We start from the raw sequence: 23,629 nt of genomic DNA on the forward strand, positions 1-23,629 counted from the left end.
CTGCAATGATTCAAACCACACGGTACAACGTGCAAGCGCTTACCACGTTTGTCGAGCAACTGTTCATGAAAGCCGGAGCCGACGTGGACGTCGCCCAGGTGGTGACCCGTGTGCTGCTCGAAGGCGAACTGCTCGGCCACCGTACCCATGGCCTCAACCTGGTCAGCCGCTACATCGACGGCATGCTCAGCGGCCAGGTCAAGGCCAGCGCGCAGGCGCTGGAACAGGTCGCCGACAGTGGTGTTTCCAGCCTGTTCGACGGCCACTACGTGTTGGGGCCCTATTGCGTCAGCCGGGCACTGGATTGCGCGGCCGCGGGCGCGACCAAGCAGGGCATCGGTATTGCGGTAGTACGCCGCGCTGCCCATATCGGCTGCCTGGCCGCCTACCTCAAGCCATACACCGACCAAGGGTTGCTGGCCATCGTCTACTCGTCGGATCCGTCGGTGGGGCTGGTCTGTGCTCATGGCGGCATCGACCCGGTGTACACCCCCAACCCGATTGCTGCCGGTATCCCGACCCAGGGTGAGCCGATCCTGCTGGATGTCAGTATGTCCACCGTCACCCTTGGCCTGGTCGGCCAATGCCGCGATGCCGGCCGACGTCTGCCGCACCCGGTGCTGGTGAGCAATGACGGGCAGCTCAGCGATGACCCGGGCGATTTCTTTACCCGCCCGCAAGGCAGCATCCTGCCGCTCGGCGGCCAGGCCTTTGGCCATAAAGGGTTTGCCCTTGCGCTGTTGGTCGAAGCCCTCACCTCGGGGCTGGCCGGCCATGGGCGCAAGGATGCACCGGACCAGTGGGGCGCCTCGGCCACTGCGCTGGTGATTGACCCGCGCATGTTCGGCGGCCTGGAGGCGTTCCTCGACGAAACCAGCTTCCTGGGGGGATTGGTTCTGGCAAGCCGCCCGCTCGACCCCGAACGCCCGGTACGCCTGCCGGGGCAAGCAGGCCTTGCCCTGCGTCGCCAGGCCTTGGAGCAGGGTGTGAGCCTTTCGCCGCAGCTGATAGCCGACCTTGAGCGCGTGGCTGGGCAGTTGCAACTGCCGGGACTTTTCCAATGATGCACAGCAAGGGAACACAGATGACTGATCGAACGAACGCCAATCAACCGCTGCCACTGAGCCATGATGCCAGCGTTTTCGACCGCGGCAGCTGGGTAGGGCGCGTCTGGTTGCCGGAGCAGGGGCCGGCGGTGGTGCTGGTGAAAGCCGGCGCCGTCTACGATATCAGCACCCACGTGGCGACCGTCTCGGCGCTGCTGGAAGTGGACGATCCGGTGGCCTACCTGCGTGCCTTGCCGCTGGCCGGACCCTTGATTGCACTGCCGGCATTGCTGGGCAACAGCGATCCCACACGGCGCACCCCGCACCAGCCCTGGTTGCTGGCGCCGATCGACCTGCAAGCGGTGAAGGCCGCTGGTGTGACCTTCGCCACCAGCCTGCTGGAGCGTGTGGTAGAAGAACAGGCCAAGGGCGACCCGGCCAAGGCCGACGCCATCCGTGACACCCTGGCCAGCCGCATCGGCGCCGACCTGTCGCAGATCGTGCCCGGCTCGGCTCAGGCCGAAGCGCTGCGCAAGGTGCTGGTAGAGCAGGGCCTGTGGTCACAGTACCTGGAGGTGGGTATAGGCCCGGATGCCGAAGTGTTCACCAAGGCCCAACCGCTGTCTGCGGTTGGCTACGGCGCCGACATCGGCATCCACCCCAAGTCCAGCTGGAACAACCCAGAGCCGGAAGTGGTGCTGGCCGTGTCGAGCAATGGCAGCATCAAGGGCGCCATGCTCGGCAACGACGTCAACCTGCGTGACTTCGAAGGGCGTAGCGCGTTGCTGCTGTCCAAGGCCAAGGACAACAACGCTTCCACTGCACTGGGCCCGCTGCTGCGGTTGTTTGACGAAAGTTTCGGCCTGGACGATGTGCGTGCTGCCGAGGTGGACCTGCGGGTGGAAGGCGAGGACGGCTTCATCCTCTCCGGGCGCAGTTCCATGCGCCAGATCAGCCGTGACCCGCAAGACCTGGTGCAGCAAACCCTCAACGAAAACCACCAGTACCCTGACGGCCTGGTGCTGTTCCTCGGTACCCTGTTCGCCCCCAAGCAGGACCGCGATCAGCCGGGTAACGGCTTTACCCACAAACCGGGTGACGTGGTGAGCATCAGCAACCCGCAACTGGGTACCCTGTGCAACCGCGTGACCACCAGCGATCTGGCACCGCAGTGGGACTTCGGCCTGCGCGCGTTGATCGACAACCTCGGCCGGCGTGGCCTGCTGGAGGTCGCGGCCACCGCCCGCCCGCTTTGAACGGCTCGCTGCGTCAGGGAGGGGCGCAGCATCATCGAGGGATCGTCAAGGCGCTGACAGCGCGGCAACAATAATAATAAAGGTCATCACATGAACCCAATGAAGAAGTACCAGCGCATTACCGTCGTGTTCCTGCTGCTGATCGGCATCGTCAACTACCTGGACCGTAGTGCGCTGTCGATCGCCAACACCTCCATCCAGAAAGACATGATGATCAGCCCGTCGCAGATGGGCATCCTGTTGTCGGCGTTTTCCATTGCCTATGCCTTTGCCCAGTTGCCAATGGGCATGATCATCGACCGCCTGGGCAGCAAGATCGCCCTCGGCGCCTCGTTGCTGGGCTGGTCGGTTGCCCAGGCGGCGTTTGGCATGGTCAACAGTTTTGCCGGTTTCATGGGCCTGCGGGTGTTGCTGGGGATTGGCGAGGCGCCGATGTTCCCATCGGCGGCCAAAGCATTGTCGGAGTGGTTCGACGCCAACGAGCGCGGCACCCCGACCGGTGTGGTCTGGTCGTCGACCTGTCTTGGCCCCTGCCTGGCGCCGCCGTTGCTGACGCTGTTCATGGTCAACTTTGGCTGGCGCGGCATGTTCATCATCACCGGCGTGATCGGCGTGGTGCTGGCGCTGTGCTGGCTGACCTTCTACAAGAGCAAGGCCCGTTTTCTGGCAGAGCTTGCCGCCGAGGGCAAACCGCTGCCGAGTGAGCGCCAGGCTGCGGCCGCCACGGCAACCGCGCCGAAGGCTTCGTACTTTGCCGGCTGGCTTGATCTGTTCAAGCACCGCAGTACCTGGGGCGCGGTGTTGGGTTTCATGGGGGTGATCTACATGCTCTGGCTGCACTTGACCTGGCTGCCGGGCTACTTCGAGCGCGAGCATGGCCTGGACCTGTACAAGACCGCCTGGGTGGTGTCGCTGGCGTATGGCTTCGGTGCGGCAGGTACCATCGTTGCCGGGCGCTTCTGTGACTGGCTGGTAAGGCGTGGCATGAGCGTGCTGGGCAGCCGCAAGTTCAGTGTCATCACTGGCCTGCTGCTGGCAGCGCTGTTCACCTTGCCACTGTCGTTCGTCACCGGCCTGACGGGGTGCATCATGCTGCTTTGCCTGGCGCTGTTCAGCATCAATATGGCCAGTGCCACCGCCTGGATGATCGTCAACACCATTGTCGACAGCCAGCGCGTGGCCTCGTTTGGCTCGATCCAGAACTTCGGCGGTTACATCGCAGGCTCGGTGGCACCGATCGCGACGGGCTTCAGCATCCAGTACTCGGGCTCGTTCACCACAGCGTTCATGATCAGCGCGGTGGTGGCGCTGTGCTCGGCGGTGGCGTACTTCCTGCTGCTACAGGCACCCATTGGCAGTGCCAAGGTCGAGGCGGGCGGGATGGCTGGCGCAACTGAACAGGCGTGAACGCTACGGGGGCTGCAGTGCAGCCCCTGAACCCTTGGTTGATTGTGACGCGACCCGCGGCGCTTGTCATGGAGGGGTATCTGTATGTATAAACAGTGCCTGTTGCCGCCATCTGACTTCCGCCCGTGATCGCCCATTCCGTCGACGACCCGTTCTACTACCTGCATAACTTCCGCCAGGTCGTGCTGTGGGTCGAACAGCGCTACCAGGACCTGCTCGATGACCAGGAACTGGCCTTCATCCGTGCCTTCAGTCAACTGCAAGCGCCAGCCCAGGCCTTGATGGTGCGCATGGTGATGCGCAAAGGCGAGTTGTTTCGCAGCGATCGGCTCGACTACGCCGAAATCGGCGATACTGCGCTGGCGCTGCAGCCGTTGCTGGCCCTCGGCTGGGTACGGGAGCCCGAGCAACTGGACCTTGAACAGCTGTTCGCGTTGCTGCGCAAGGAAGAACTGGCCCGCTGCTTCGCCCGGCAACTGAACCGCCCGCGCGCGGCCAAGCATGAGTTGTTGGCACAGCTGCAACCCCTGGCGCTGGCAGCCCGGTCACTGGTCGAGTGGTTTCCTGACAGCGAGGTGCGCATCCTCCAGTGGTGCCTGCAACCTCTGTGCGACCGCATGCGCCTGCTGTTCTTCGGCAACCTGTACCAGGACTGGTCAGACTTCGTCCTCGCCGACCTGGGCTTGCTGCGTTACGAGCAGGTGCCGTTCAGCTCCGATTCGCGTGCCTTGCAGCAACGTGACGATGTCGACCTGGCCATGGCGCTGCACCAGTGCGCCGAGCGCCTGGAGCAGGGCGGCGACCCCCTGCCGATCCTTGCCACCCTGCAGGGCCTGCACAGCAGCAACCCCTGGCTGGCCCGGCGCCATGCGCGGCTGCAATTCGCCGTGGGCCAACAATGCGAACGCCTGGGTGAATGGGACCTGGCCACGACGGTGTATGCGCAATGCAACCATCCCCAGGCGCGCATTCGCCAGGTGAGGGTGCTGGAGCGCACCGAACAGTGGCACCAGGCCCATGCACTGGCGGTGCAACTGGCTGCGGCACCTGCCAACGCGCTGGAGGTGCAGGCGCTGCAGCGCATGCTGCCACGCCTGGCGCGCAAACTCGGCGGCCCGCCACAGCGGCGCCAGCGCACCACGCCGCTGGAACTGATCGAGCTCGAACTGCCCCGCGGGGACGCTGCACTGGGCGTTGAAGAAGCCGTGCGTCAGCACCTGATGCAAGAGGGGGGGCAGGCGCATTACGTGGAAAACACGCTGTTCAACAGCCTGTTTGGCCTGTTGTGCTGGGAGGCCATCTTCGCCCCGGTGCCCGGCGCATTCTTCAACCCGTTCCAGGCCGCGCCACAGGACCTGCACGACAGCGACTTCCAGCAACGGCGCAGTGCACTGTTCGAACGCTGCCTCGGGAGGCTCGACGAGGGTAGCCATCGCCAGGCGATTCTCGATTGCTACGCGGCCAAACAGGGGCTGCAGTCGCCGTTCGTGTTCTGGTCCATGCTCAGCGAGGAACTGCTGGAGCAGGCCTTGGCTTGCCTGCCGGCCGCGGCGCTCAAGCAATGTTTCCTGCGCCTGTTGCAGGACATTCGCAACAACCGTACCGGCATGCCCGACCTGATTCAGTTCTGGCCCGAGCAGGGCCGTTATCGCATGGTCGAGGTGAAGGGGCCCGGTGACCGCCTGCAGGACAATCAGCTGCGCTGGCTGGAGTTCTGTAGGCAACACGGCCTGCCGGTCGCGGTGTGCCACGTGCGCTGGAGCGAAACGCCTTGAGCTACAGCGTAGCGGTGCGCGCCTTGTGTGAGTTCAGCGCCAAGGTCGGCGACCTGGACCTGCGCTTCACGCCATCGCCCACCGCCCAGGAGGGTATCGAAGGGCATCAGCGGGTGGTGGCACGGCGGGCTGCTGGCTACGAGTCGGAAATCGCCCTTGAAGGCCAGTTCGAAACCCTCAGGGTGCGGGGCCGCGCCGATGGCTATGACCCTGGCAGCAATCGCCTGGAAGAGATCAAGACGCACCGTGGCGATCTGGCGCGTCAACCGGCCAATCACCGTCAGTTGCACTGGGCGCAGGCCAAGGTCTATGGCTGGTTGATGTGCCAGGCACGGCAACTGCCCGCCATCGAGGTGGCGCTGGTGTACCTCGACGTGGACAGCGACAGCCAGACGCTGTTCACGGAGCACTGTTCGGCTGCCGAGCTGCAGGCCTTCTTCGAAACCCAGTGCCAGCGCTTTCTGGGCTGGGCCCGATCGCAGCAACGACGCCTGGCCGACCGTGACCAAGGCCTGCTGGCGCTGAGTTTCCCTTACCCACAGTTCCGAAAGGGCCAGCGGCAGTTGGCTGAAACCTTGTACAAGGCGGTGAGTACCGGCCGTTGCCTGATGGCCCAGGCCAGCACCGGCATTGGCAAAACCCTTGGTACCTTGTTCCCGCTGCTGAAGGCCATGGTGCCGCAGCAGCTGGACAAGCTGTTTTTTCTCACCGCCAAGACACCAGGCCGGGCACTCGCCCTGGATGCCCTGCGCCAGATCACCGATGCCACGGCCCAACCTGCCCTGCGCACATTGGAGTTGATCGCCCGCGACAAAGCCTGTGAGTACCCGGACAAGGCCTGTCATGGTGAGTCCTGCCCATTGGCCGCAGGTTTCTACGACCGTTTGCCGGCTGCGCGCGAGGCTGCGGCAGCACTGCCGTTGCTCGACCGCGCCAACCTGCGTGAAGTGGCCTTGGCGCACCAGGTGTGCCCGTACTACCTGGGCCAGGAGATGGCGCGCTGGGCCGACGTGCTGGTCGCCGACTACAACTACTACTTCGATGCGCATGCTTTGCTGTTCGGCCTGACCCAGCTCAACCAGTGGCGAGTGGCAGTACTGGTGGACGAAGCGCATAACCTGGTCGAACGTGGGCGCGGCATGTACAGCGCCAGCCTTGACCAGGGCCAGCTGCTGGCGTTGCGCCAGAGCAAACCGCCTGGGCTGGTCAGTGCGCTGGACCGCCTGAACAGGCAGTGGAACGCCCTGTATAAAGAGCAGCGTGCGCCGTACCAGGCCAGTGAGTCGCTGCCTGAAGGCCTGCTGCGCGCCCTGCAGCAGTGCGTCGGGGTGATTCAGGAGCAGATGAACCAGGCCCCCACGCACATGGACCCCCAGGTGTTGCAGTTCTACTATCAGGCCTTGCAGTTCTGCCGGGTTGCCGAGCTGTTCGACGAGCACTTTCTGTTCGACATCAGCCAGCGCCAGGGCCCGCGCAAGCGGCGGCTGGCCACGCTGTGCCTGCGCAATGTCACCCCGGCGCGGCTGCTGGCACCACGCATGCAGGCGGCGCGCAGTGTGACGCTGTTTTCCGCCACTTTGAGCCCACGGCACTTCTACAGCGACCTGCTGGGCATGCCAGCCGATACCGCTTGGCTGGACGTGGCCGCGCCGTTCCGTGCCGAACAGCTGGAGGTGCGCATTGCCAGCCAGGTGTCCACCCGTTACCAGCAGCGCCAAGCCTCCCTGGCGCCGATCGTTGACCTGATTGCCCGGCAGTATGAGCGTATGCCGGGTAACTACCTGGCGTTCTTCAGCAGCTTCGAATACCTGCAACAGGTGGCAGGGCTGTTGGCTGAGCAGCATGGGCAGATTCCGCTGTGGTCACAGGAGCCGGGCATGGACGAGGCGGCCCGCCAGGCATTTCTCGATCGCTTTGTCGCCGATGGCCGAGGTGTGGGCTTTGCCGTATTGGGCGGCGCTTTCGGCGAAGGGGTGGATTTGCCCGGCACGCGGCTGATTGGCGCGTTTGTCGCTACCCTGGGGCTGCCTCAGGTCAACCCGGTCAACGAGCAGTTCAAACAGCGCCTGGGGCGGCAATTTGGAGCGGGTTTCGATTACGCGTACCTCTACCCGGGCGTGCGCAAGGTGATCCAGGCGGCGGGCCGGGTTATTCGGGGTGACCAGGACCGTGGCGTACTGGTGCTGATTGACGAACGCTTCGCCGAGCCCCGGGTGCAGCAGATGTTTCCAGGGTGGTGGGCGGCGGCTATTGTCTAGCGGTCTTTCGCCTTTGGCGATCAGGCGCAATCAGGGGTGTGATCAAACCACCCACCAAGCTCCCCACATGGCACACCGCCGCAAGACGGCCCAAGCGCGTCAACCGGGCATTCCGTCTGCCCGGGGCCGCAGCAGGATGGGCAGGTAATGGCGCAGGAACAGCAACAGCGCCAGGCTCCAGCACAGTGCCGAAACGCTTACCCCCAGCGATGTGAACAGCGGCAGAATCACCCGGGCCAAGGTCGCCAGTTGCATCAGGGCAAAGGCCCAGGCAATGCTGGTCGGCACCTGCAATGGCCTGCCGGTGTGGCCCAGGCTGACCCGCGCCATCATGGCCAGGATCAGCCCGGTCATGGCGCCAACGGTCAGCGCGTGGGTCACCAGGCTCGGGCTCAGGGCCACCCCGCTATGCCACAACGCCATGCCCAGGCAGGCCAGGGCGAGCCAGGCGTAGGCCAGGTGTAGCGACCACAGCAACGGTACGCGCCACAGGCCACGGTCGTGCCACAGCACCAGTCGGGTCGCGTGCAGCGCGAACAAGGCAAAAAACAGCACCGCCAGGCTTGCTTGCGGCGTATCGGCCAGGCCGGTGGCAAACGCCAGCGGTACTGCGACGCCGAGCAACAGGCAGGCTCGGTCCAGCCATGGGCGGGCAGGGGCCGCGTCAAGGTAACCCAGGCCACGGCGGGTAAAGAATGGTATGACCCGGCCGCCGAGTACGGTCATCATCGCCGTCACCAGCCACAGCCCGGCAAATATTCCACGACGCTGCCACAGTTCGTCCTGGTGCAACCAGCCGGCCAAGGTCAGCCACTGGCAGGCGGCAATCAACAGCACCAGTACGACGATCGGGTAGTTGTTGCGCAGGCGCCGTTGCAGGACCGGTCGTGCCAGGCTCAATGCCACCAATGGCAGGAAGCTGCCCTCGACCAGTACCAGCAAGCTACCCGGTAGTGGCATGAACCAGCTTACCCGCCCCAGCAGCCAAAGCAGGAACACACCCTGCAGCGCCCGCCCGCTCATGCCTGGGATGCCGCTCCAGTTCTGCACGGCGGTCAGCAGAAAACCCGCGATAATGGCGGCGGCGAAGCCGTAAAGCATCTCGTGGCGGTGCCAGGCGAGCATACCCCCGGGCGGTGCAGGGGCCAGTGCCCCAGCCAGTACGCCGGCCCACAACAGCAGGGCGATCAGCGCAAACAAACTGCCACCCAGGAAGAACGGGCGAAAACCCAGGCTCCAGACGGCTTGGCGTGGGCGTGAAGCAGTGGGTTGCACGAGCATGGGCAGTCCTTGGTTCGTTCAGTAGGCTTCAATTGGGGTAAGATCACGATCCGTGCCAGTTGCAAAGCCCTTGAATATCAAGGTGATGGCACTTCTCAGGGTCCGAATGACACGCGTGTGTTGCGGTCATTCAGACTGGCTTGTATGTCGTTTTGACTTGCTTCAGGGTTTGCCTGGTTCAGTGCCGGCTGACGCTTCGCTACAGGATTCACGTTTTGTCCGACCTCTCGAAAAATCCGCTGCTGCAGTACATGGCCCGTCTGGCCCCATCCAGCCAGCAAACCATGCGCTACATTCTTCAGGACGCCGCCGACCGGCTAGGTTTTGTCGACTGCAACATTGTCGATGTGCCTTGGCATCGGCTCGAGCCGGGCCATGTGATTGCACTGGTGGCTGCCCTGCGTGCCGATGGCTTCGCGCCCAACAGCTCGTCGCTGTACGTCAACGCGATTCGCGGGGTGATGAACGAGGCCTGGCGTCAGGGCCTGATCGACCACGAGCAGCTGTTGCGTATTCGCGAGGTCAAGCCGGCCACGGGCACCCGCTTGCCGCCAGGGCGCAACCTGCGCCGCAGCCTGATCCGCGAGCTGATGGATGTGTGCGCCGCCGACCCGCGGCCACAGGGGGTACGTGATGCGGCGATCATTGCCTTGCTTTACGGCACCGGCATGCGCAAGTCGGAGTCGGTCGACATCGACCTCGACCAGGTCGACTTCGAGGCGCGCAGCCTGCAGGTAGTGGGCAAGGGCAACCACCAGCTGGTCAAGTACGCACCGCCGTGGGCGTTCGAGAAGCTGCAGGCCTGGCTTGAACTGCGCCGCCAGGACCTGCCTGCCGGGGCGGAAGATGACCCGTTCCTGTTCAACCGCATCCGTCGCGGCAACCACATTACCCGGGCGCGCATTACCAAGCATGCGATCTACTACATTGCCCGCCAGCGCGGCGCGCAGGTGGGGGTGAAGATCATGCCGCACGATTTTCGCCGGGCATTCATTACCCGGGTGATCGAAGAGCACGACCTGTCGATTGCGCAGAAGCTGGCGCACCATGCCAATATCCAGACTACGGCCATCTATGACCGGCGTGATGACAACGAGCGTCGGCGCGCCGTGGACCGCTTCGATTACTGAGGCTTGATATTGTGGGGCTCAAAGCAGCCCCATTTTCACGTATGCCGGCACCGAAACAGGGCCGACACACGCCCCTGCTTTGTGCGCCATTCCCCCGCATGCCCGATGCCAGAGCGGGCACCGCACAGGTTTCATCATCGTTCACCTGCGAAGTTGGCCCGCAACCTGCTATATCCAGCCTGCGAATTTGATCGAGTGGTCAGGCCGTGCGCGCTAGCAGGCGCCCGCGCCGGACCCTCTAAACGGCCAGCAGGCCACGGATTTCAGGGGCCGCAGGATGTCGCTCGCGGAGCAGATCGAACAACAACAAGACGATGCAGGCTGGAGTGCTCACCTGCAGTTGCGCTTTGTCCAGCGTGACGGCGTGACCCGCCTTGGTGCGTGGAAGCATTTCGGACCTCTTTTGGTGCAGCGGCCTTTCTATCCTGAAGGTGCGCCGTGCCATGTCTATGTCCTGCACCCGCCAGGCGGTATCGTCGCCGGCGACCGCCTGGAACTGGACATTCACCTGGAGCCGGGTAGCCACGCGCTGCTGACCATGCCCGGCGCCAGCAAGTTCTACCGCAGCATTGGCCCGACCGCGCGGTTGACCCAACGCTTCCATCTGGCCGCGGGCAGCACCCTGGAGTGGCTGCCGCAGGACAGCATCTTCTTCTCCGGCGCCCGCGCCAGCCTCGCCAGCCGTTTTACCCTCGAGCCGGGCGCCCGCCTGCTGGCCTGGGAAACCCTGTGCCTGGGCCGTCCGGTCATGAACGAGCGTTTCGACCATGGCGCCCTCGACAGCCTTTTGCACATCGAACTGCCTGACGAGGTTGGCCTGCATGAGCGCCTGCGGCTCGCAGGCGGGCACCTGGGCAAGCTGGGTGGGCATCCGCTACTCGCCACCTTTTGTGCCGCACCTGCCGATCAGGCAGTGCTGGAGCAGGTTCGCCCGCTACTCGATGAACTGGGCAACCCGGCCGGTGCGACCCTGCTCGGGTCGTTGCTGGTGATCCGCGTGCTCGACCATGACAACCAACACCTGCAACGCACCCTGCAACGCCTGTGGCATGTGCTGCGCCCGGCCATCCTGGGCCTGCCAGCCTGCCCGCCGCGTATCTGGGCTACCTGAGAGAGCACCATGGAGCTTACCCCGAGAGAGAAAGACAAACTGCTGCTGTTCACTGCCGCGCTGCTGGCGGAGCGGCGGCTGGCCCGTGGCCTGAAGCTCAACTACCCGGAGGCCGTGGCGCTGATCAGTGCCGCGGTGCTCGAAGGCGCCCGCGATGGCCGCACAGTCGCCGAACTGATGAGCCTGGGGCGTGAAGTGCTGACCCGTGAGCAGGTGATGCCCGGTATCGCTGAAATGCTTCACGACGTGCAGGTCGAAGCGACCTTCCCGGATGGCACCAAGTTGGTGACCGTGCATGACCCCATCGTCTGAAACCGCCAAGGAGCGTCGCATGATCCCAGGTGAAATCCAGGTCGCCGCGGGCGACATCGAGTTGAACAGTGGCCGAGAAACGGTCAGCGTCAGTGTGGCCAACCATGGCGACCGGCCGGTGCAGGTCGGCTCGCACTACCACTTCTACGAGGTCAACGACGCGCTGGTATTCGACCGTGCGCCCACCCTGGGCTTTCGCCTGGACATCCCGGCCGGCACTGCCGTGCGCTTCGAGCCGGGTCAGGCGCGTACCGTGCAACTGGTGGCTTACGCCGGCAAGCGTGAGGTCTATGGTTTTCAGGGCAAGGTGATGGGCGCGCTGGAGGGCAGGGCATGAGCCGTATTTCCCGTCAGGCCTATGCCGACATGTTCGGGCCCACGGTTGGCGACCGCGTGCGCCTGGCCGACACTGCGCTATGGGTGGAGGTCGAGAAAGACTTCACGATCTACGGCGAAGAGGTGAAGTTCGGCGGCGGCAAGGTCATTCGCGATGGCATGGGGCAGGGCCAGATGCTGGCGGCCGAGGCCATGGACCTGGTGTTGACCAATGCGCTGATCATCGACCACTGGGGCATCGTCAAAGCCGACATCGGCATCAAGCATGGACGCATCGCGGTGATCGGCAAGGCCGGCAACCCCGATGTGCAGCCGGGCGTGAACGTGCCGGTCGGGCCAGGGACCGAGGTGATCGCGGCCGAGGGCAAGATCGTCACCGCCGGGGGGGTCGATTCGCATATCCACTTCATTTGCCCGCAGCAGGTGGATGAGGCATTGAACAGCGGTGTCACCACGTTCATCGGCGGTGGAACCGGGCCGGCCACTGGCACCAATGCCACCACCTGCACGCCCGGCCCCTGGTACCTTGCGCGCATGTTGCAGGCTGCCGACAGCTTGCCGATCAACATCGGGCTGCTGGGCAAGGGCAATGCCTCGCGGCCGGACGCGCTGCGCGAGCAGATTGCCGCAGGTGCTGTCGGGCTCAAACTGCATGAAGACTGGGGCTCTACGCCAGCAGCCATCGACTGTTGCCTGGGCGTGGCCGAGGAAATGGATATCCAGGTGGCGATTCACACCGACACCCTCAACGAGTCGGGCTGTATCGAAGACACGTTGGCGGCCATCGGCGACCGCACCATCCACACCTTCCATACCGAAGGTGCCGGTGGCGGCCATGCCCCGGACATCATCCGTGCGGCGGGGCAGGCCAACGTGCTGCCATCCTCGACCAACCCGACCCTGCCGTACACGATCAACACCGTGGACGAGCACCTGGACATGCTCATGGTCTGCCACCACCTGGACCCGAGCATCGCCGAGGATGTGGCCTTCGCCGAGTCGCGCATTCGCCGCGAAACCATCGCTGCCGAGGACATCCTCCACGACATGGGCGCCTTTGCCATGACCTCGTCCGACTCCCAGGCCATGGGCCGGGTTGGCGAGGTGGTGCTGCGCACCTGGCAGGTGGCGCACCAGATGAAGCTGCGTCGCGGGCCGCTGGCACCGGACACCCCGTACAGCGACAACTTCCGGGTCAAGCGCTACATCGCCAAGTACACCATCAACCCGGCACTCACCCATGGCATCGGTCACGAAGTGGGCTCGGTGGAGGTCGGCAAGCTGGCCGACCTGGTGCTGTGGTCGCCAGCGTTCTTTGCGGTCAAACCGGCCCTGGTGCTCAAGGGCGGGATGATCGTCACCGCGCCCATGGGCGACATCAACGGCTCCATACCCACCCCCCAGCCTGTCCACTATCGGCCGATGTTCGGCGCGCTGGGTGCGGCGCGGCATGCCACACGCATGACATTCCTGCCTCAGGCGGCAATGGACCGCGGGCTGGCCGAGGAGCTGAACCTGCGCAGCCTGATTGGCGTGGTCAACGGCTGCCGGCGGGTACGCAAGCCGCACATGGTCCACAACACCCTGCAGCCGCTGATCGAAGTCGATGCGCAGACCTATCAGGTGCGTGCCGATGGCGAGCTGCTGGTCTGCGAGCCGGCCAGCGAACTGCCGCTGGCCCAGCGCTATTTCCTGTTCTGAGGAGCACAAATGATTGTCTTGAGCCGCCGTATCTCCGAACCCGGCACGCGGGTTGTCAGTGGCACTGTCACCCTCGACGTGGACAGCCGTATCAAGAGCCGCCTGCGAGTAACCCTGGACGATGGCCGCGAAGCCGGGCTGATGCTGGAGCGCGGCCACCTGCTGCGCGGAGGTGAATTGCTGGCCGATGCCGAGGGCACCCAGCTGATCCGCGTGCTGGCGGCGCCCGAGGCGGTGTCGACGGTGCGCTGTGCCGATCCACACCTGTTGGCCCGCGCCGCCTACCACCTGGGTAACCGCCATGTGCCGCTGCAGATCGAACCCGGGCTGTTGCGCTTCCAGCACGACCATGTGCTGGACGACATGCTGCGGGGGCTGGGCCTGACGGTAGAGGCCGAACAGGCCCCGTTCGAGCCTGAAGCGGGCGCTTACCAAAGTGCACCGCATGGCCACAGCCACAGTCATGCCCATGGCCACGATCACCCGTTCGTACGCCTGCCTGCCCATTCCTGAACTGCCCTGGAGCAACCGATGAAAAAGACTTTCGCCCTGTTTCTGTTGATGCTGGCACTGCCAGCCTTCGCCCATCCAGGCCATGACAGCAACCCGCTGCAGGACGGCCTGCTGCACCCGCTGACCGGGCTCGATCACCTGCTGATGCTGCTGGGCACCGGCGTGCTCGCCGCGTTGACCCGGCGCAACCTGACGTTGCCTTTGGCGACCCTGGCGGCCATGTTCGGTGGCGCCGTGTGCGGTCACCTGTTTGGCGATGTGCTGGGCATGGAAACCCTGATTGCCGTGTCGCTGCTGGTGGCTGCCGGGGCGGTGCTGCTGCCGAGCCGCCAGTCGCTGCTGGCCATGGCCATGCCGGTGTTCGCCTTGTTCCATGGTTGGGCACATGGCGTAGAAGCCACGCCGAGCGCGTTCTGGCAATTCAGCGCGGGGTTTGTCGTGGTCAGCGGCTTGCTGCTGGCGGCGGGCTTTGCAGTCGGTTGCCTGCTGCGCCGCCACAGCGGCCTGCAGAAGGCCTTTGGCGGTGGCCTGTTGGCCGGCGCCGCGCTGGTGCTGGCCGGTTGATGAACAGCGACCTGGCGCTGCTGCGCCTGCTGCAGTTGGCCAGCCCCGGCTTGCCGGTGGGTGGTTTTACCTATTCGCAAGGCCTGGAGTGGGCGGTCGAGGCCGGCTGGGTTCGGGGCGTGGACAGTTTTGCCGGCTGGCAGCGTGAGCAGGTTCACGACACCCTGGCCTGCCTCGACTGGCCGGTGCTGGCGCGTCTGTACCACGCCTGCCAGGCTGAGGACGCCGAAGCGTTCGGTCACTGGAGCCGGTTCTTGCTGGCCAACCGCGAAACCGCCGAGCTGCGCCTGGAAGAACAGCAGCGCGGCGCAGCGCTGGCGCGGTTGCTCGACGGCTGGCAACTGGGCCAGGCACCCGCCTGGCGCGCCAGCCTTGAGCTGACCCAGTTGGGCGGCATGGCCTGGCTGGCTGCGCACTGGGCCATCCCGTTGCGCCAGCTGGCATTGGGCCATGGCTTTGCCTGGCTGGAGGGCGCGGTCATGGCCGGGGTCAAGCTGGTGCCGTTCGGCCAGCAGGCTGCCCAGACCTTGCTGCGCGACCTTGGCGCCGACTTGCCCGCTGCATTGGACCAGGCGCTGGTCCTGGGCGATGACCAGCTTGGCGGCGGCCTGCCGCTGCTGGCCATCGCTTCATCGCGTCACGAAACCCAATACACCCGTTTGTTCCGTTCCTGAGGACTGCCTGCATGCAAAGCTATCAACAACCCCTGCGCGTCGGTGTCGGCGGCCCGGTCGGCTCTGGCAAGACCGCTCTGCTGGAAGCGCTGTGCAAGGCCATGCGCGATCACTACCAGATTGCCGTGGTTACCAACGACATCTATACCAAGGAAGACCAGCGCATCCTCACCGAGGCCGGCGCCCTTGAGCCGGAGCGCATCGTTGGCGTTGAAACTGGCGGCTGCCCGCACACGGCCATTCGTGAAGACGCCTCGATGAACCTGGCGGCGGTCGAAGCGCTGGCGCGCAAGTTCGGTAACCTCGAAGTCATTTTCGTGGAAAGCGGCGGTGACAACCTCAGCGCCACGTTCAGCCCGGAGCTGGCTGACTTGACCATTTACGTGATCGACGTGGCCGAGGGCGAGAAAATCCCGCGCAAGGGCGGCCCAGGCATTACCAAGTCCGACTTCCTGGTGATCAACAAGACCGATCTGGCGCCTTATGTCGGGGCTTCACTGGAAGTGATGGAACGCGACACCCAGCGCATGCGGCCGCAGCGGCCCTGGACCTTCAGCAACCTGAAGAAGGGCGAGGGGTTGCAGGCCGTGATCGATTTTATCGTTGAGCGCGGGATGCTGGGTGTGCGAGCCTGACAGATCGAGGTCTCTGTGCGGGCATGTCCGCACAGAGACCAACGCGGTGGATGGCACCGGCTCTGCCGGTGTTCGCGGGTGAACCCGCTCCTACGACGGGCTGTGTCCAATCACCGATGTGTGTCCACCAACGATCTGTGTGTAGGAGCGGGTTTACCCGCGAATACGGTAGCGGCTGCGACGGTGAACGGCGGGTGAAAATTGGCGAGCAGGCCCGGCCCTTTCGCGGGTGAACCCGCTCCTACACGACGGGCTGTGTCAAACCACCGATGTGTGTCCACCCCCGATCTGAGCTGCGCCCCAGATGTTGGACATCTGTCCATCATCTGGGGGTTTTCATGAGCAAGTACTCAACACAATTCAAGCAGTCAGCCATCCAGGCTTTCCTCAAGCGTGGCCGAGGCTTTCGCCACATCGCGGCGCTGTTTCAAATCGATCCGACTTTGCTGCGCCGTTGGGTCATGTCCTATCAGTTACATGGTGAGGCCAGCTTCGAGAAGCCTGGCGGTCATTACAGCAGCGAGTTCAAGCTTTCTGTGCTCTACCGTATGTGGCGCGAGAAGCTGTCGCTCCGGGCCACCGCAGCGTTGTTCAACCTGGGTAACTCATCTCAGGTGCGGCACTGGGAGGAACAGTATTACAGTGGCGGCTTCCAAGCCCTGTCCTCAAGCAAAAAGATATTGGTTAACCCTATGCCTAAAGCCCCGCGCAAGCCCGAAGAGACCGCTCCCAAACCTATCGAGGAGCTTACCCATGCGGAGCTGCTCAAGAGACTTCGCCAGCTTGAAGCGGAGAACGCCTACCTAAAAAAGCTCGAGGAGCTCGACGAGGAGAAGGCGAGGCTGAAGAAAGCCAGGAAAAAACCCGGCTAGTAAGGGCTTTGCGCGAACACTACCCGTTTGCCGATCTGCTCAAGGCTGCCGGCCTGCCACGCAGTACTTACTATTACCAGCTAGGGCTGCTTGAGGCCGGGGATAAGTGTGCCTCTCTCAAAATCTCGATCCAGGAGATCTGCGACCGACATCGCGGTCGTTATGGTTATCGGCGGGTTACCTCTGCGCTGCGCAGTTCTGGGCAGTTGGTTAACAGTAAAAAGGTGCGCCGGCTGATGGCTGCTCTAGACCTCAAGTGCACGGTCCGTCCGAAGAAGTACAAGGCGTATCGGGGCCTGATGGGAGAAGCCGCGCCTAATATTCTCAAGCGTAATTTCCAGGCTGATCAGCCTAACCAGAAGTGGGTTACCGATGTCACTGAGTTCAAAGTGGCGGGTGAAAAGCTGTACCTCTCGCCTGTAATGGATCTGTACAACGGCGAAATCGTGACGTATCGCACCGACACCAGACCGCGCTTCACCTTGGTCGGCGAAATGCTGGAGCGCGCGATTCAACTGCTTCCGGCGGGCAACAAACCACTGCTGCACTCGGACCAAGGATGGCACTACCGATACCCTGATTACTGTGCACGTGTGAAGGAAGCAGGGCTTGAGCAAAGCATGTCACGCAAAGGTAACTGCCTGGACAACGCCGCGATGGAGAGTTTTTTCGGCACGCTGAAATCGGAATACTTCTACCGTGAGCGCTTCAAAAGCGTCGCAGAGCTACAGGCGGGACTGGATGAGTACATCCACTATTACAACCATGACCGCATTAAAATGAAACTCAACGGCCTGAGTCCTGTGGCTTACAGAACTCAAGCTGAGGTAGCCTAGCACCGACCGTCCAACATCTGGGGCGCAGCTCAATCTGGTGTAGGAGCGGGTTTACCCGCGAATACGGTAGCGGCGGCAACGGTGAACGGCGGGTGGAGATTGGCCAGCAGGCCCGGCCCTTTCGCGGGTGAACCCGCTCCTACACGACGGGCTGTGTCCAATCACCGATGTGTGTCCACCCCCGATCAGGTGTAGGAGCGGGTTTACCCGCGAATACGGTAGCGGCGGCAACGGTGAACGGCGGGTCGAGATTGGCCAGCAGGCCCGGCCCTTTCGCGGGTGAACCCGCTCCTACACGACGGGCTGTGTCCAATCACCGATGTGTGTCCACCCCCGATCAGGTGTAGGAGCGGGTTTACCCGCGAATACGGTAGCGGCGGCGACGGTGAACGGCGGGTGGAGATTGGCCAGCAGGCCCGGCCCTTTCGCGGGTGAACCCGCTCCTACACGACGGGCTGTGTCCAATCACCGATGTGTGTCCACCCCGATCAGGTGTAGGAGCGGGTTTACCCGCGAATACGGTAGCGGCGGCAACGGTGAACGGCGGGTCGAGATTGGCCAGCAGGCCCGGCCCTTTCGCGGGTGAACCCGCTCCTACGGGGCGACCGCGCAAGCCTTCGAATGTTGAGCAAGACAGTTGCCCCACAGGTGTGTGTTGCCTGCATCATTTGTGACAGCAGTGAGGCTTGTCCGGTTGCCCTTCATAGCGATCATGGTGCCGCACCCAGTCCATGGTCCCATCTTCGTTGCGCCCCAGTGGCGCAATGTCGAGGAAGTTGTAGGTGTTGACCAGAATGTCCAGCCCGCGGGCGTAGGTTGAGTAGGTGTGGTACACGCTGCCGTCGTCTTCGCGGAAAAACGCACTCAAGCCGGGCAGCTCGCTTTCATTGCCCTCATACGGCTCATAGTTGTACTGCCGCTGGCCTTCACTGCCGACACTGACGCCAAAGTCCTCGTTGAAGGCGCTGCCATGCGACGAATACCACGGGAACTGCCAGCCCATGCGCTGGCGAAATGCCTGAAATTCGGCATACGGGGCCCGTGACACCGCCACCAGCGACACATCGTGGTGGGCCAGGTGCAGGTTGGCGCCGTCAAAGTGGTCGGCCAGAAAAGAGCAGCCGGGGCAGCCCTCGCTCCAACCCTCGGCGAACATGAAGTGGTAAAGCAGCAACTGGCTGCGGCCTGCGAACAGGTCGGCGAGGCTCAACGCGCCGTTTGGCCCGAAGAAGCGGTAATCCTGCTCGACCTTTACCCAAGGCAGGGCGCGACGGGCTGCAGCTAGCGCGTCGCGGTGGTGGGTAAATGCTTTTTCGTGCAGCCACAGTTGCTGGCGAGCCGCCAGCCACTGGCTGCGGGAAACCACCGGGTGCCTGCTTTCGCGGGTGCTCATGGTGCTGTCTCCTCGCTGGGGGATTCACACCTTGGTCGAGTACGACCAGGTCGATTCGACAAGCACCGGTGGCCGGGCGATGAGCGGTACCTGCTTAGCCCGAATGAGCGATATGCCCCTCGGCCAGTTCTTCGGCGTCGTCATCCTCACCCGGCAGGGCGGTGATCACGCTGAAGTCGCTGACTTCTACCTTGCCGCCGCCATAGCCCAGCAAGTGGAAGGAAAACGCCTTGCGCTCGGTCGGGTTGTCGAAGCTGAACTCCATCTCCAGTGGCGCGTCGGCAGTGACCTTTACCTCTTCTGGCAGGCCCAGCGGCACGTCCTGTTCCAACTGCTTGGCCTTGAGCCGGATATAAGCCGCACGTTCAGGGTCCAGCGAGCGGACCTTGACCCGCACGCGGGTATGCGAGCCTCCGGGCATTTCCAGATACTGGGCGCCAATGAGGTTGTCGGCCCAGTCATCGTCAATGCGCTTGCGCAACTTGATCGGCGAAGGGCCGCCGAACTGGTAGCGCAGGTTGAGCGGGGTTTGCAGCAAGGATTGGTCGAGCACCCCGGCCAAGGCGCCGATCTGTTGGCCCAGCAGGCTGTCGGCCGGACCGAGGTAGCGGGCCTGGTCGGCGATAAAGCCCTCACTGGCATAACGCCGGCAGCGCTGTTGGAAGTCACATTCGGTGAACAGGCCCTGGCCGTTGTGGTAGCGCAGCATGCCGTTGGTGTAGGAGATCATCTCGCGGCCGCTGTCGTAGTCGCGGTACAGCGAGCGACCGCCAAGCGCGACGGGAATGGGCAGTGCGAAGTAGTCGAGCAGCGAGGTGGCCAGGTCGATATGGCCGTAGGTGCCGCGCTTGATGGTTGGCAGCTGGGTCTGCTCTGGCGCCAGGGTAAGGTTGAAGCCCCAGGACGAGGCCAGTCGCACGCCATCGATGCCGTGGGACTCGTCGGAAGTCACCACCACCAGTGTGTCCTTGAGGACGCCCTGGCGCTCAAGATTGTCAAGAAATGCCCCGACTGCGTCATCCAGGTAGGCGACCGCTGCCTGTTTCGGTGTGTCGAAGCGCTCGAGGTACTCGGCCGGCGCCGAATAGGGTTGGTGGGTGCCCACAGTGAGCAACGTCAGCATCCATGGCTTGTCCTGCTTCTGCAACTGGCCCACATAGCCCAGGGCACCTTCGAAGAAGGCGCGGTCATCCTTGCCCCACGGGAAGTCCAGGTAGTTCTTGTTGGCGAACCACTCCTGGCCATGCACCGCATCGAAACCGATGTGCGGCATGATGCGGTCCTTGGCCATGAAGCGCAGCCCCGCGCCTTGCAGATAGTGGGTGGTGAAGCCGGCCTGGCGCAATTGCGCCGGCAGGCAGGCCTGGTTGCGTTCGTTTTGGGTCAGCAGTTCTACGCCCTTGGGCGTGCCGTTGGCCAGCTTGTCGTAATCGCCGCACAGCATCGCATACAGGCCACGGATGGTCTGGTGGGTGTGCAGCACGTAGTCTGGGGTGTTCATGCCGCGCTCGGCCCACTTGCTGAGCTTGGGCATCAAGTCGTCGTTGAAACGGCTGTTCAGCGCCTGGCGGTTAGGCTGCAGGTAGGCGCCTGGGATGCCTTCCAGGGTAATCACCAGCAAGTTGCGGGCGCTTCCAGGGCCGGCAAGCAGCCTTTGCCCATGCAGGTCGGATTGAGTCAGGCCGCTGCTGGCCAGCGGGGTGAAGGTTTGCGTGCGGCCCATCCAGCCTTCGACCTGGCGTTGCAGGTTACCGACCCCGGCAGACATCAACTGGTGGGGGAGGTTGTATTGCCGCCACTGGTCGGCATCGGAAGGTAGCAACTGCTGGCTGCCCCAATGCGCGCCGAACAGCAGTACGGGTATGGCCCAGGCTTTGCGCGGCAGTGGCTGGCTACGCCGTGCACGGCTGCGCCACGCACAGGCCAGCCAGGCCAGCAGGCCGCCACCCAGGGCCCAGGGCAGCCAGGCATGGGCCAGGCCGCCACCGGTCGAATTCTCCATGAATTGCGGGTCGGTCAGGTAGTTAAGGTCGGCGCTGGTGGGCAGTCGGCCCACTGCGCTCACCAGTTCGGCCGAGGCCACCCAAAGCGCCGCCCAGGCCAGCAGCACCGGCAGCGCCAGCCACCACGGCCTGCGGTGTAGCAGCACTATCAACAGGCTGCCGAGGGCGAGATCGGACAGGTAACCGAACGGGTTGGACCAACCCAGCATGGCGCGCGTACCCAGTGGGATCACCAGCACCAGGGCCGCCAAAGTGGCAAGCCGGGTGCTTGGGTGGTCGGACAGGTTCTTCACAAAAACTTCCCTTTTGCCATTAAATCGTCATGCATCTGTGCTTGATGATATCAGGCCTGGGCAGGGAAGGCGGCCGGTTACAAGGCTTGTAACCAAAGCCGGGCCCGTTCGCACAGGCCCGGCCGATGGCAACTATCAGAAGTAATAAGGGAATTTCAGGCTGAAAGAAAAGTCAGGTGCGTCATCGGTCAGACCAATGGACAGGTTGGGCACGATGGTCAGGTTGTCGGTGGCGGCGAAGGTCAGGCCAATGTTGAAGTTGGCGGCGTTGTAGTCACTGTTGGAGATCGATTGCCAGTCGCCGCCATCAGGTTTGATCTTGCTCTTGCGGGCGAACTGGTCGGATACCGAGAACGACATACTCATCTTTTCGTTCAGGGCAAAGGCGATGCCACCGCCGATCTGCCACGAGTCGCCAAGCTTGACGTCACCCGGCACCTTGCTGTTCACCTGTGGACTGATGTCGCTGAACGAGTCTTGCATGTTGTAGGTGTAGGACAGGCTGCCGAACAGCACGGCCGGGTCGAAGGTCTTGACCAGCGAGATGCCCGGTGTGATCGACCATACACCGTTGCCGGTCGGTAGGCTTTCCGGTACCGCGAGGTTGTTGTTGCCGTCCACCTCGCGCAGTTTGATGCCATAGGGGTCTTTGCCGGTCGGCGCCTTGATTCGCAGGGTGGCCACTGCGTCAGGCCAGGTTTCGTCCTCGTCGAGGAATTTATAGGCCACCCCAACGTTGATATCGCCGATTTCCGGGTCGCGGGTCACGCTGGCATCGGAAGTGGTTGCCCCGGCTCCCCCCGCACCGCCAGACGAGTAGGTGGATTCGCGGTAAACCACGGGGACGTTGATATCGAACTGCCAGCGTTGCGCCAGGTTATAGCGCGCGGTCATGTCCAGGGTCCAGTTGTCAGCCTTGATCCGGTCGAGGTTGATGCTGCCGAGGAAGATCGAGTCCAGTGCCAGAAAGCCATTGAGGGTCAGCGCACGGGTATCGTAATGGGTATAGGTGACGCCGGTTTCGAAGCTGAACTTGCCCCCGCCGAAGAATCCGCTGGCTTCGTCATACAGGTTGGAAACGCTTTGCGCCGGCTCGGAATCGGCTGTCAGCGCCTGGCCGTAGGAGCTCCCTGTAGTGCCCGGTGCGCCAGAAGCGACGGTCTGCGCACCTTTCACCCCCTCGGCCGGAGACTTGACCAAGCGTTTGGGTTGCGCGGCAGCAGGGGCCTCCTCGACCTGGCGCACACGTTGCTCCAGCACCATCAGTGCCTGTTGCTGTGCCTCATAGCGGCGTTTGAGTTCAATCAGTTCCTGTTTCAGCGCTTCGACCTGTGGGTCGGCAGCTGCGTAAAGTGCTGTGGCTGGGGCCAAGGCAGTCAAGCACACAAAAGCTCTGAGCGTAAAAGATCGGTACATGGAGTTGCCGTCCCTTCCAACTACTTTTGATGAGACTGAGCGTAGATCAGTATCCGAAGGTGCGAAGACCTTTGAGCTGGTCGAGGCTACCGTTGAGGGAAGCCGCTGTCGGCACGCTCTCGCGCATGACAACGTTCAAGGTGGTGACGTTGTTGACCAGGTTACCGTTGCCGAGCAGCGTCGAGTTCTGCAGCAGGCCACCCTGGGCCAGGCGTTGCACGCTGCTGCCCTGGTTGTTGCTGGCATTGATGTTGAGCTGCACACCCACACCGCTGGAAGACACACTGAGCGCGCCGGCGCCATTTTCCCCGACCAGGGTCTGGCCGGCGGCCAGTACCTGGCCGTGCTGTTGTACGGCGGGGGCCTGGTTGGCTTTGGTCACGTTGATATCGACGTTGTTGTAAGCGGCGTTGTTGTCACCGGCTGCACGGACCACCTGGGTCACACCTTCGGTGGTGGTCAGGCCGTTGCCGCCCGTTACCACGCCAGTCCCGGCAGCAGACGCGCTGCTCGGCGCCGTACCTGCGCCTTTTCTATCGATCATCGAGACATAGAACTGGGGTTTGATGGTCGATTGCTGAACCTGCAGCGTGGACGTTGCCCCGATCACATCCCCTTTTGCATTTTGCCAGGTGCTGGACATGACAATGCCGAAGCTCACGATTCGTCCGGGCATCACATAGCGGCCCCGGAGGTTGGCCAGCTCCTGGTCCTTCAGTTCAATGGGTTTCAACGCCTCTGCGTGACTGGGCAAGCTGGCTGCCAGGCAGGCGATGGCCAACCACAATGAAGTCTTCATGAAATGCTCCCTGGAGCT

20 protein-coding genes are annotated in these 23,629 nt (G+C 63.5%); 15 read left to right on the top strand and 5 right to left on the bottom strand.

Annotated elements, in window-relative coordinates; translation table 11 throughout:
* Positions 1 to 5 precede the first annotated feature (5 nt).
* The 5 genes from ACZ889_RS15840 (at position 6) to ACZ889_RS15860 (ending at position 7,742) form a co-directional block, all read left to right on the top strand.
* Positions 6 to 1,064: an Ldh family oxidoreductase gene (locus ACZ889_RS15840; protein WP_180688216.1), complete on the top strand. Its 1,059-nt coding sequence runs from the start codon at positions 6 to 8 to the stop codon at positions 1,062 to 1,064.
* Positions 1,065 to 1,084: 20 nt separating this feature from the next.
* Positions 1,085 to 2,302: a fumarylacetoacetate hydrolase family protein gene (locus ACZ889_RS15845; RefSeq protein ID WP_476257543.1), complete on the top strand. Its 1,218-nt coding sequence runs from the start codon at positions 1,085 to 1,087 to the stop codon at positions 2,300 to 2,302.
* Between the two features lie 99 nt (positions 2,303 to 2,401).
* Entirely contained in the window at positions 2,402 to 3,709 is a 1,308-nt protein-coding gene (locus tag ACZ889_RS15850) for an MFS transporter (RefSeq protein WP_406669821.1), read from the top strand.
* Between the two features lie 125 nt (positions 3,710 to 3,834).
* Positions 3,835 to 5,484 carry a VRR-NUC domain-containing protein gene (locus ACZ889_RS15855; protein WP_476257544.1) on the top strand — a complete coding sequence of 550 codons (1,650 nt, stop codon included), beginning with the start codon at positions 3,835 to 3,837 and terminating at the stop codon, positions 5,482 to 5,484.
* The gene (locus tag ACZ889_RS15860; RefSeq protein WP_476257545.1) at positions 5,481 to 7,742 is read left to right on the top strand and encodes an ATP-dependent DNA helicase; all 2,262 of its coding nucleotides are present in this window, start codon (positions 5,481 to 5,483) and stop codon (positions 7,740 to 7,742) included. The genes ACZ889_RS15855 and ACZ889_RS15860 overlap by 4 nt, the downstream gene beginning before the upstream one ends.
* 99 nt (positions 7,743 to 7,841) lie before the next feature.
* On the opposite strand, the gene ACZ889_RS15865 is transcribed toward ACZ889_RS15860, so the two are convergent.
* On the bottom strand, positions 7,842 to 9,023 hold the full coding sequence (locus ACZ889_RS15865) for an NnrS family protein (RefSeq protein WP_182374993.1): 1,182 nt from the start codon (positions 9,021 to 9,023) through the stop codon (positions 7,842 to 7,844).
* Between the two features lie 215 nt (positions 9,024 to 9,238).
* Between ACZ889_RS15865 and ACZ889_RS15870 the strand changes: the two genes are divergently transcribed.
* The 10 genes from ACZ889_RS15870 to ACZ889_RS15915 all read left to right on the top strand — a co-directional run bounded on the left by ACZ889_RS15870 (position 9,239) and on the right by ACZ889_RS15915 (position 17,707).
* Positions 9,239 to 10,153: a site-specific integrase gene (locus tag ACZ889_RS15870; RefSeq protein WP_476257546.1), complete on the top strand. Its 915-nt coding sequence runs from the start codon at positions 9,239 to 9,241 to the stop codon at positions 10,151 to 10,153.
* Positions 10,154 to 10,430: 277 nt separating this feature from the next.
* Positions 10,431 to 11,264, top strand: a complete 834-nt coding sequence (locus tag ACZ889_RS15875; RefSeq protein ID WP_182374994.1) for an urease accessory protein UreD — start codon at positions 10,431 to 10,433, stop codon at positions 11,262 to 11,264.
* Positions 11,265 to 11,273: 9 nt separating this feature from the next.
* A complete protein-coding gene (locus tag ACZ889_RS15880) occupies positions 11,274 to 11,576 on the top strand; it encodes an urease subunit gamma (protein WP_003253929.1) in 303 nt (100 codons plus the stop codon).
* A 19-nt stretch (positions 11,577 to 11,595) separates the two neighbouring features.
* Positions 11,596 to 11,913 (top strand): urease subunit beta, encoded by a 318-nt coding sequence (locus tag ACZ889_RS15885; RefSeq protein WP_010953752.1) that lies wholly within the window; start codon positions 11,596 to 11,598, stop codon positions 11,911 to 11,913.
* Positions 11,910 to 13,613 carry an urease subunit alpha gene (gene ureC, locus ACZ889_RS15890; protein ID WP_476257547.1) on the top strand — a complete coding sequence of 568 codons (1,704 nt, stop codon included), beginning with the start codon at positions 11,910 to 11,912 and terminating at the stop codon, positions 13,611 to 13,613. Before ACZ889_RS15885 ends, ureC begins: the two co-directional genes overlap by 4 nt.
* Positions 13,614 to 13,622: 9 nt before the next feature.
* Positions 13,623 to 14,126 (top strand): urease accessory protein UreE, encoded by a 504-nt coding sequence (gene ureE, locus ACZ889_RS15895; protein WP_003253926.1) that lies wholly within the window; start codon positions 13,623 to 13,625, stop codon positions 14,124 to 14,126.
* 18 nt (positions 14,127 to 14,144) lie between these two features.
* Positions 14,145 to 14,690 carry a HupE/UreJ family protein gene (locus ACZ889_RS15900; RefSeq protein WP_003253925.1) on the top strand — a complete coding sequence of 182 codons (546 nt, stop codon included), beginning with the start codon at positions 14,145 to 14,147 and terminating at the stop codon, positions 14,688 to 14,690.
* Entirely contained in the window at positions 14,690 to 15,364 is a 675-nt protein-coding gene (locus ACZ889_RS15905; RefSeq protein ID WP_098090494.1) for an urease accessory protein UreF, read from the top strand. Before ACZ889_RS15900 ends, ACZ889_RS15905 begins: the two co-directional genes overlap by 1 nt.
* An 11-nt stretch (positions 15,365 to 15,375) precedes the next feature.
* A complete protein-coding gene (ureG, locus tag ACZ889_RS15910; protein WP_003253923.1) occupies positions 15,376 to 15,999 on the top strand; it encodes an urease accessory protein UreG in 624 nt (207 codons plus the stop codon).
* A gap of 338 nt (positions 16,000 to 16,337) precedes the next feature.
* Positions 16,338 to 17,707 (top strand): IS3 family transposase gene (locus tag ACZ889_RS15915; protein WP_372340364.1). Its coding sequence is split into 2 segments (ribosomal slippage): positions 16,338 to 16,835 and positions 16,838 to 17,707, totalling 1,368 coding nucleotides; the frame shifts between segments, so codons are not numbered across the junction.
* Between the two features lie 664 nt (positions 17,708 to 18,371).
* Here ACZ889_RS15915 and ACZ889_RS15920 read toward each other — a convergent pair.
* The 4 genes from ACZ889_RS15920 to ACZ889_RS15935 form a co-directional block, all read right to left on the bottom strand.
* Positions 18,372 to 19,100: a DUF899 domain-containing protein gene (locus ACZ889_RS15920; RefSeq protein WP_476257548.1), complete on the bottom strand. Its 729-nt coding sequence runs from the start codon at positions 19,098 to 19,100 to the stop codon at positions 18,372 to 18,374.
* Positions 19,101 to 19,194: 94 nt separating this feature from the next.
* Entirely contained in the window at positions 19,195 to 21,396 is a 2,202-nt protein-coding gene (locus ACZ889_RS15925) for an LTA synthase family protein (protein WP_476257549.1), read from the bottom strand.
* Positions 21,397 to 21,531: 135 nt separating this feature from the next.
* Positions 21,532 to 22,812, bottom strand: a complete 1,281-nt coding sequence (locus ACZ889_RS15930; protein ID WP_180688208.1) for a hypothetical protein — start codon at positions 22,810 to 22,812, stop codon at positions 21,532 to 21,534.
* Positions 22,813 to 22,858: 46 nt separating this feature from the next.
* The gene (locus ACZ889_RS15935; protein ID WP_180688207.1) at positions 22,859 to 23,611 is read right to left on the bottom strand and encodes a hypothetical protein; all 753 of its coding nucleotides are present in this window, start codon (positions 23,609 to 23,611) and stop codon (positions 22,859 to 22,861) included.
* Positions 23,612 to 23,629 lie beyond the last annotated feature (18 nt).

This window comes from Pseudomonas sp. TE3895, from assembly GCF_056278855.1.